The 1,720-nt window shown below is 40.9% G+C and carries 1 protein-coding gene and 1 pseudogene; one reads left to right on the forward strand and one right to left on the reverse strand.

The genetic code is table 11. From position 1 onward, the window contains the following. The first annotated feature begins 302 nt into the window (after nt 1–302). A complete protein-coding gene (locus OKC40_RS22315) occupies nt 303–1,379 on the forward strand; it encodes an AAA family ATPase (protein ID WP_234604995.1) in 1,077 nt (358 codons plus the stop codon). A 155-nt stretch (nt 1,380–1,534) separates the two neighbouring features. Here the strand turns inward: OKC40_RS22315 and OKC40_RS22320 are convergent. Beyond that, a pseudogene (locus tag OKC40_RS22320) lies at nt 1,535–1,720 on the reverse strand (WYL domain-containing protein); the annotation flags it as partial.

The following is a 1,720-nucleotide window of genomic DNA, read 5'->3' on the forward strand; positions in this document are numbered from 1 at the left end:
GAACCAAGCAGAGAAAATCGATACAGAACAGGACCTTGGAAGGAGTTTTAAAGGGACTCAACGCTTAAGGTCCTGTATATGCGCCAAGGCTAAATCAACCCTGACATGGGGCAAGTGGGCACGCCCTGCTTGCCTCTCAATTAGAAAAAATGTCAACCAAAGCGTTCATCTTTAGATATTTAAATGTTTTTTCACTGTTATTGAAAAACGAGACCACGGGCAGTAATGTGTGCCAATCGGGCTGGATAGATATGCATACACCTCGACTTTTATGTAATCACATTCACAAATAAGGAAGTTATATGGTTCCTGTCGATATGTTAGAGCAACTCTATAAATCTGACTTGCAATTTATTCTTAGGGCGAATGGCTTCACCGGTACCGGAAACAAGCATGAATTAATTGAGCGAGTGCTCGCTTCGTTGTCTCTCTCGCAAGCCTTAAATAGTCTAACCTTTACTGATATTAAAGCGTTGTGTTCTTTTTTTGATGTTAAATATCAGGGCAAGCAGACATCTATATCAGCGCTCTGTGAACTTTGTGGCGAATCATCTAATGGAAATAAAACCACCAATGTCATGCATGATGAAATACTATCCATTCAGAAAGAACTAAATAATATCGTCGGTTTAGTTGGTGTTAAAAGAAAAATAAAAGAACTCATTGCATTTAGTACTATTCAACAGAAAAGAAAAAAGTTGGGCCTAGAGTCTGTTTCAGTTGGTAGGCATATCGTGTTCACTGGTAACCCAGGAACAGGTAAAACAACAGTAGCTAGGATTATTGGCAGATTATTCAAAGCCTATGGATTGGTGAGTCAGGGAGGGTTCAGAGAAGTCAAGCGATCAGATCTTGTCGGGGAATATATTGGAAAGTCAGAAAAAATTACCAGCAAAATTCTTGAGGAGGCTAAGGGCGGGGTTCTCTTCATTGATGAGGCATATGCTTTAGCGGGCGAAAACAATGACTTCGGCAAGGTTGTAATTGAAACTCTCATGGTTGCTATGGAAAATTACCGTGATGACATTGTGATTATTGTTGCAGGTTATAAAGAAGAAATGGAGCAGTTTTTGAATATGAACCCTGGCCTTAAATCTCGGTTCAATTTTTTCATTGAGTTCGATGATTATAATGATGAAGAATTAGTCAATATAGTCAAGGTAATGGCCGAAGAAAATGACTACTCATTAGAGAAAGAACTGGAAATGGCATTGCTGGATAAATTCTTAAACTGCAGAAATTCCACTGACAAGTTCGCGAATGGCCGTCTTGCCAGAAATTTATTTGAGTCTATGTTATTGAAGCAGGCGATTCGCCTGTCTGAAACTGAAAGCTATGATGACGCCATGTTGCAGCTGTTGACAATAGCTGATTTATAATGATTTGTTTAGTATCATTTAAATAAGCTAATTCTTCTGTTTTTAGCTTCATTGCAGCTTTCCTCGGAAAGCCTCGATGAAGCTAAATTTAGGCCACAGGTAGTGAAAATAGGCGTGGGATAGTTAGTTACCTCTAAATTTCAGCCTTTATTCTTCTAACTCTTGAGCAGATCCGCACTCCTGAGCTTGAAGATGCAGCCCTTGGCTACCAACTCGTCCCGGTTTGCCAGCACCAGCGGGTAGAGCAGCGGATGCTGTTCGTGATCGCCGTTATAGCTCACTTGCATGCGCTCCAGCGCGTAATGCATCAAAGGGATGCGCTGGTTGAGCAGCAGCTTGCC

Origin of the sequence: Aeromonas sp. QDB11 (assembly GCF_027705265.1) — a bacterium.
GTDB classification, from domain to species: Bacteria; Pseudomonadota; Gammaproteobacteria; order Enterobacterales; family Aeromonadaceae; genus Aeromonas; species Aeromonas allosaccharophila.